This is a genomic window from Halomonas sp. 141, from assembly GCF_002810305.1.
Classification (GTDB): Bacteria; Pseudomonadota; Gammaproteobacteria; order Pseudomonadales; family Halomonadaceae; genus Vreelandella; species Vreelandella stevensii.
On record NZ_PINZ01000075.1, the window covers coordinates 1 to 6,939 of the forward strand.

The 6,939-nt window shown below is 51.6% G+C and carries 8 protein-coding genes and 2 pseudogenes; 4 read left to right on the plus strand and 6 right to left on the minus strand.

All coding sequences use genetic code 11. From position 1 onward, the window contains the following. Positions 1-78: 78 nt before the first annotated feature. From CWI66_RS16985 to CWI66_RS17000, 4 genes and pseudogenes are all read left to right on the plus strand, one after another. A pseudogene (locus CWI66_RS16985) lies at positions 79-237 on the plus strand (transposase); the annotation flags it as partial. A 254-nt stretch (positions 238-491) separates the two neighbouring features. Beyond that, the gene (locus tag CWI66_RS16990; RefSeq protein WP_100732324.1) at positions 492-842 is read left to right on the plus strand and encodes a toxin-antitoxin system TumE family protein; all 351 of its coding nucleotides are present in this window, start codon (positions 492-494) and stop codon (positions 840-842) included. Then, positions 839-1,192: an HVO_A0114 family putative DNA-binding protein gene (locus tag CWI66_RS16995; protein WP_100732325.1), complete on the plus strand. Its 354-nt coding sequence runs from the start codon at positions 839-841 to the stop codon at positions 1,190-1,192. Before CWI66_RS16990 ends, CWI66_RS16995 begins: the two co-directional genes overlap by 4 nt. Positions 1,193-1,400: 208 nt before the next feature. Continuing rightward, positions 1,401-1,604, plus strand: coding sequence for a hypothetical protein (locus CWI66_RS17000; RefSeq protein WP_081136771.1), 204 nt, complete (start codon positions 1,401-1,403; stop codon positions 1,602-1,604). A 244-nt stretch (positions 1,605-1,848) separates the two neighbouring features. Here CWI66_RS17000 and CWI66_RS18105 read toward each other — a convergent pair whose 3' ends face one another. From CWI66_RS18105 to fliD (CWI66_RS17025), 6 genes and pseudogenes are all read right to left on the minus strand, one after another. Continuing rightward, complete coding sequence (locus CWI66_RS18105) at positions 1,849-2,085, minus strand: hypothetical protein (RefSeq protein ID WP_139790050.1); 237 nt, start codon at positions 2,083-2,085, stop codon at positions 1,849-1,851. A 140-nt stretch (positions 2,086-2,225) separates the two neighbouring features. Next, positions 2,226-2,507, minus strand: coding sequence for a hypothetical protein (locus CWI66_RS18110; RefSeq protein WP_139790051.1), 282 nt, complete (start codon positions 2,505-2,507; stop codon positions 2,226-2,228). A 10-nt stretch (positions 2,508-2,517) separates the two neighbouring features. Beyond that, the gene (locus CWI66_RS17010) at positions 2,518-2,697 is read right to left on the minus strand and encodes a hypothetical protein (protein ID WP_100732326.1); all 180 of its coding nucleotides are present in this window, start codon (positions 2,695-2,697) and stop codon (positions 2,518-2,520) included. 74 nt (positions 2,698-2,771) lie between these two features. Beyond that, positions 2,772-3,504 (minus strand): annotated as a pseudogene (locus CWI66_RS18615) (flagellin N-terminal helical domain-containing protein). A 280-nt stretch (positions 3,505-3,784) separates the two neighbouring features. Beyond that, entirely contained in the window at positions 3,785-5,188 is a 1,404-nt protein-coding gene (gene fliD / locus CWI66_RS17020; RefSeq protein ID WP_100732327.1) for a flagellar filament capping protein FliD, read from the minus strand. A 230-nt stretch (positions 5,189-5,418) separates the two neighbouring features. Next, complete coding sequence (fliD, locus tag CWI66_RS17025; protein WP_100732328.1) at positions 5,419-6,762, minus strand: flagellar filament capping protein FliD; 1,344 nt, start codon at positions 6,760-6,762, stop codon at positions 5,419-5,421. Positions 6,763-6,939: the final 177 nt, after the last annotated feature.

A 6,939-nucleotide genomic window follows, 5' to 3' on the forward strand; every position in this document is an offset into this window, starting at 1 on the left:
AAGCTCGGCGGCGTGTTTGTCCTTCACTCGAACCTTGAGGGTCTTGGTCTGCTTCATGGCTTCGAATATACTTGGTCTATGGAAACCAAACAAGCTATCAGAACAGGAAGACACTGCGTTTTTAAACTCCATGCCCATTTGGTCTTTGTCACCAGGTATCGGGGCAAGGTGTTCACCGGCGCGCATCTCAACTCCCTCGAATTGCTTTTCGACCGAGTGTGTCGGGACTTCGAGGCTGGGAGGGATCAAATACGCAACGTGGCGGCAGCAATCTTTGGGGGCTGGAACACAACCACGGCGAGCAAGACATGCTGGCGGTGCTTGGAACGTTAGTTAAGTGACTCAACGCGAGTAAACGGGTCTAAGACGAGCGTTTGTGGTGGAATGCAACCACGAAGCCATCTCATGCCCTGCACAGTAGCTTACGGCCCAGCGGTTGACACCTGAAAACAACCCCACTATATTAATAGTGGTGACAAAGGAGCGTGTTTATGGAGGATCCAGGGTTAGATGCTTTATTAGCCCTAAACGATATTCAGTACGGTATTCACGGTGATTTTTGGGTCAAATTTGAAGTACGGCGAGTCATCCCAACACCCAATATTCCCCATGGAATCAAATACAGCTTGACGCTGCATCATAAAAGTGGAACACGGCTACTTGGATACGACAACGCCCATGCACCAAACATTAAACGCAGAAAATTTGCGGGGCGACGTGACGAGTGGGATCACCGCCACTATCGCAGCGTGGTGAATGATTACTTCTTTGACTCTGCAGCGCAGTTAATTGAAGACTTTTGGAAACAGGTCGATGAAATACTTCGAGAGGAAGGCATATGACCACTGTCAAAATTGGTATCATGAACCGTGATGAATTCCGCCAGCGCACAATCTCGATTGCCAAAGGCCTCTATCAGCCTACTGCTGAAGAACCCAAGGTATGGTTCGATAGCGTGGAGTCCATGTCTCGCCTGTTGAATACAAAAAACCTTGAGCTACTTAAAACGATTCGCCAATGCAAGCCACAATCCTTGGGAGAGCTTGCTGAAATCACAGGGCGTCGTAAAGAGAGCCTGAGCCGCACCATTAAAAAGATGGGTGACTATGGCTTGGTAGAAATCAAAGAAGGTCCTCGGCATGCTAAAACGCCTGTTGTGACGGCTGACAGGTTTGAAGTCACGCTAATGTAAGGTGTTCCTGCATGGCAGCCTGCATATGCCGTTGCGAGGAGTGCAACGACGAAACCATCTTGTGCCAGAAGCAATTTCATACCAGCAGCATCACCATTACATGCTCACGCTGCTGCTTCACGGCATCGTCCAGAATATCCAGCAGCTTGTCGTAATCCTCCGGCATTTCATCATCCATGCCGGTTGTTTCAAAGCAGGTGAGCGTGGCTTGGGTGTCGTCGATAAGAGCTTGATGCTCCAGTCAGTCAAGAAACCTTGCGAGAAGCAGAAGAGCGTGTACAGGAAGCCGAGCAACGCGCTCAAGCGTAATACCGCCCGCAAGTTAATTGCCCGTATCGAAATGGACGATCAGCTGATCGCTGAGATCACAGAATTACCGGTTGAAGAAGTGCGTGCTGAAACGCAGCATTGATCCTCTTGTCGTTGTGAGGAATACAGCAACGCAGCAATCTCAAACCAACAGCAGTGCCTTGGTATGCTCACGCTGTTGTTTAATCGCCTCATCCAAAATCGTCAGCAGCTTGTAGTAATCCGCTGGCATCTGCTCATCCATACCAGTTGCTTCAAAGCGGATTAACGTTTGTTGCGTTTAGTCGATAAGTGCTTGAAGCTCGTTAATACCACGTTGTTGGTCGTCATCGTTCATACTGCTCCGCTTATTTTTTAAAAACAACAAGGGTGTTATAGTCACGGCTAAGAGTTAATGAAAATACACGCCCATCACCTACTCCCCAGCACTCATTAGTTATTTCGACAGGTCTCATCCCTTTACGAGTTTCCTCAACCATCCAGCCAGGAATATAGTATCTGGTATCGCAGACCCTATCAAAAACTTGAATCTTAATCTTCCCTCTCACACGAGTACCAAGAACCTTGAAGGCCATCATATACATTTAAAACACCTCAAAAAACTCTATCAGCACTATTGTCTACCTAAAAACTGCCAAACATAAACACCAGTCGAAAAGAATTTCCCATCTACCTCTTTAATATGAATAATTGGGAATTTTTAGCTTGCAAAAATTCCCAATTATTACACACCATAATACTTTAGCAACTCATCAAGCTCACTAAAATCTTTAACTTCTGACATTTTCTGTATCGGAAGAGAATAAACATCACTCATAACCAAACGGCGAACAATTTCTTTAGACACAAGATAACCAGGAATGAAACCAAGAGCCTCACCAGCATTTTCTACATTTTCACCCGAGAAAAGAATGTCATTAACACCATACCCAGCAACATCAAAAGATACTTTTAAATAAACGCCATCAATCCAGTGTGTTAAATAACTATAACTTACATTACTCATAAAAACTCCCCTACTCATCTTCCTCTACTGGCGCAGCACTGCAGTCAGGAAGCTGATTGTAATCCGGCAAAATTTCTTTTTGGATGTAATCGTCGACGTCTATATCCATTATCATCCCATTGCCATAATCAACCCTTACATTATTGACATCTCCATTTTCCAAATGATTAGCACAGATACCTTTTGCCATTTTATCTCTCCATTACAAAAACGGGGCCTTTCAGCCCCGTTATATATCGATCAATCAGCTTAAAAGCTAACCCATTAACCCAGCAGAGAAAGAACGTTCTGCAGAATCTGCGCGCGGGTCATGTTGGCCACTTCCACCGCGTAGTCGGCATCTTCGAAACGGTTCTGCACGGCACCCAATGCGCTACGCTGCTTGTCGACAGCCATCAGTGCAGCATCAAGTGTGGCCAGCGGATTATCTACGTCTTCACCCGGCGTACCATCAGCAAGGTCTGCTGCACTGATGGAGCCACTCAGGACGTCAAAGCCATCTGTATTATCAATGTTGGTATCGACATCAAATCTCCACCCTGTCGCTGGCGTATCTTCGTCAGTACGGGCGCTGAAAGCAGGGTCTTCTATTTTAATAGAAATAGTTTGACCATCATTCGCACCAACTTGGATATTATAGGTTTTATCCGAATCCAGCACGCTGATCCCGTTGAAGCTGATTAACCTCTTCTTGAATCGAGTCAATATCAGAAGCTGAGTTGGTACCGTTCTGCGCCTGAACGGTCAGCTCACGAATACGCTGAAGGTTGTCGTTGATCTGATTCAGCGCACCTTCTGCAGTCTGGGCCAAAGAAATACCGTCGTTGGCGTTACGCTGCGCCTGAGACAGACCGGTGATCTGGGCGGTCATGCGGTTGGCACTGTTGATACGCAGGCCGGAGGAGAGACGCTCCATGGAGGTCTGCAGCGCGTTCTGGGACTTGGACAGATTGGACTGGCCAATCATGGAGGTAATGTTGGTATTGATCACGGACATGGTGATTCTCCTTGCGTGTGAACTGGCCGGAAGGCCCGCTGTTCGGCGACATGAAGCGCCGTTGTATTAATTAACGGCATGAGGAAAAAATTCTTTAGGGAGAAGTGCAGAGATTTGTGTAATTTTTGGTAACTGAAGGGGTGGGGCTATTTGAGGATGGGGGTAAATTGGTCGCGGGCTGAAGCCGCCTCCCACGGTGGCTCTCAGGCTGGTTCGTGCCCAGGTTGACTGTGTTATAGATGCGCCCCCACAAAGGGGGCTGGGCGTGTATTGGGATGGATCAGCGCTTGCGACCTAGCTGGAAATCCAAAGCGTCGAACTGCTGGGTCAGGTAGCTGCTCATGCTGTTCATCTGGGCAATCATGGCGTCCAGCTGGCTGAACTGGGTGCGGTAGCGGGCAATGGTGCCCTCAATGGATTTTTCCATGCGCTCGAAGCGCTCGCCCAGGCTTTTAATACGGTTTTCTGCGCCGCTAATGGCCAGCTTGACCACGCCATTGTTGCTTAGCATTTGGTCGATTGTCGTGGAAAGCTTGCCAGCCAGGCCGTTCTCTTTTTTATCACCCGCGAAGAAGTCGCTCAGCGCCTGGGGGTTATTGGCTACCAGGTCGGATAGCTTGTCGTCATCCACTGCCAGCTTACCGTCGCGCTGCAGGGTAATGCCTAGCTGGTTCAGGGTGCCTAGCTCGCCACCTTCCACGCCACCGGTCAACACGCTGCGTAAGCGACTTTCAATGGTGCGCACGGTGCTGTCGCCTAGCAGCTCGCCTGCGGTTTCGCTGTCGCCGGTAAAGCTGGTGAGTTTGGCAATGGTGCCTTTCAGGTCGTTGAACGCTTTCACGAAGTCGTTGATGGCTTCGCGCTGCTTGAGGGTGTCGCGCTCGACGGTAATGGTACTGGTGGCCGTTTCGCCTTCGGCAATACTCAACTCGGCCAGGTTGAGCGTAACCCCTTGAATGGCCCCTTCAATCTGGTTTTTGGCACTGCTGATGGCAATGCCATTGACGGTTAGCGCGGCATTTTCGCCAGAACGCTTGGTGTCGGCATCTTCGCTAAAGGGCCCTGCTACCGTTGCCGCGGGGTCCTGGCTGGTATCTACAAAGCTGAAGCCTTCAATCGAAGCCTCTGCTCCCGTGGCCTTGGAGCTGAGCGCCAGACGGTAGCCTTCCCCATCGTTGATGATGGTGGCGTTAACACCGGCATCCTTGTGGGCGTTAATGGCGTTACGAATGGCTTCCAGGCTGCTGTTGGGGGCAATGGCAATATCGACCGAATTCGCGCCGCCAAAATTGAGCCGTATGGCCGTGGCCCCTTGCAGGTCTAGCGCGGCGTTTTTTTCACCCGTGATGCGGTTAGATGCCAAGGTGCCAGAGGTGGCCAGCTGAGATACCTCTACCCGGTAGCTGCCGGGCAGCGCGCTGGCGGTGGTGGTGGCTTTAATGGCATCGCCCCGCACGTTGGCGGAAAGGCTTTGGTAGAGCTTGGGGTCGTTGATTTTAGCCAGCGCATCCTGAAAACCGTTCAGCGACGTTTGCAGCTGGCCGAAAGCCGAAATTTTGGCCTGCTGCTGCTCTTTTTGGCGGGTAATGGGCACGAGCTTGCCGCGTTCCGCAGCCTGTAGCTGATCCAGCAAGCCGGTGAGATCCAGACCAGAGCCAACGCCTAGAGAGGTTATTGTCGCCATACCGTCATTCCTCGGTGCAAAAGGCTAAACCCATGCGCAATGAACGCGCTTGTGTCGTCGCTCCTGAAGGGAAATAAACAGAGCGATCAAATGTAACGTCATTATCGGCGCATCAGCGGAAAACTTGAATAGGGTAAGTGTTTTTTAAGCTTTACTTGCCCGTCATAGAATATGTCAGTCACAAAAACGCCTGCTGTTTCCAGCAGGCGTGGGGTAAGGCGGGTGAGCGCTTAGCGGCGGCCCAGTTGGGCGTCCAGCGCATCGAACTGCTGGGTCAGGTAGTCGCTGGTCTGGTTCATTTGGGCAATCATGCCATCCAATTGGCCAAATTGAGTGCGGTAACGGGCAATGGTTTGCTCGATTGACTGTTCCATGCGCACATAGCGTTCGCCCAGGGATTCTACGCGGTTTTCAGCCCCGCTGATGGCCCCCGAGACCGCGCCATTGGTGCCCAACAGCTGCGTTAGCGTCTGGTTGATTTGACCGGCCATGCCCGCGTCGCTGGCGTCGCCTGCAAAGAAGGTGGAAAGCGCCTCCTGGTTGTTGGCAATGGCATCATCTAACTTGTCGCTATCGACGGCCAAAGTGCCATCGCGCTGAAGGGTAATGCCAATATCGCTCAGCATGGAGAACTCGCCTTCCATGCCACCGCTTAACACGCTGCGTAAGCGCGATTCGACTGTGCGCACGGCACTGTCGCCGTTCAACTCGCCAGCCACGCCGCTTTCAGGGTTGAAACTGGTAAGTTCGCCAATGGTGCCTTTCAGGTCGTTGTAGGCGTCTACGAAGCTGGTGATCGCCTCTCGAACGGCGCGGGTGTCCTGTTCTACGGCCACGGTGCTGGTGCCTTCTTCTTGCAGGTTGAGCGTAACCCCTTGAATAGCGCCTTCTACCTGATTGGTGGGGCTGGTGATGTCAACGCCGTTGACATTGAGTACGGCATTTTGCCCAGCTTGCACCACATCGGTCGCCAATTCACTGCCAAAGGCGGTGCCAAAGGTCACGCCTTCAATGGAAGCTGCCTCCCCTGTTTGGGTAGAACTCAATGCCAGGCGGTACGCTTCACCGTCGAAAATAATCGACGCGGAGACGCCGCTGTCTTGCTGGGCATTGATGGCATCGCGCACGTCTTCCAGCGTGCTATTGGCGCTGATAGCCACGTTAACATCATCCTGGCCGGCGAAGGTCAGAGTCAGAGAGGTGTCTTCTTCGGTCAGGGCTACCGTGGCATCCGGCACGGAGGTGGTGGCCAGCGTGCCTGCGGTCGCGAGCCGGTCAACGGTAACGTTATAAGCACCGGGCTGGGCTTCGCCGTCAGCGGCGGCCGTAATGGCGCTGCCACCAACGTTGGTTGACAGGCTTTCGAACAGGGCGCTGTCGTTGAGCGCCGCCGCCGCCGTTTGAAACTGAGACATGGCGCTTTGCAGCTGGCCGTAGGCGGAAATTTTGGTCTGCTGGGTTTCCAGTTGCCGCTCGATGGGCTCCAGCTTGCCCCGCTCGGCTTCTTGCAGTTGGTCTAGCAAGCCGTTGAGATCAAGCCCTGAACCGATACCCAATGATGAAATGGAAGCCATACGCTAATGTCCTTTAGTTTATACGCCTCGCTATGTGCTCCGACGCCAATGAATCGTTTAACAGTGTGCTGTATTACTAATAACCTTCGGCCATTTAACCCTGACGGATCCCCACGAAATAGATAAGAAAATCAGGATGATATGATTGAAAAGGCCTGCATGGGTCGGCATGTTGTT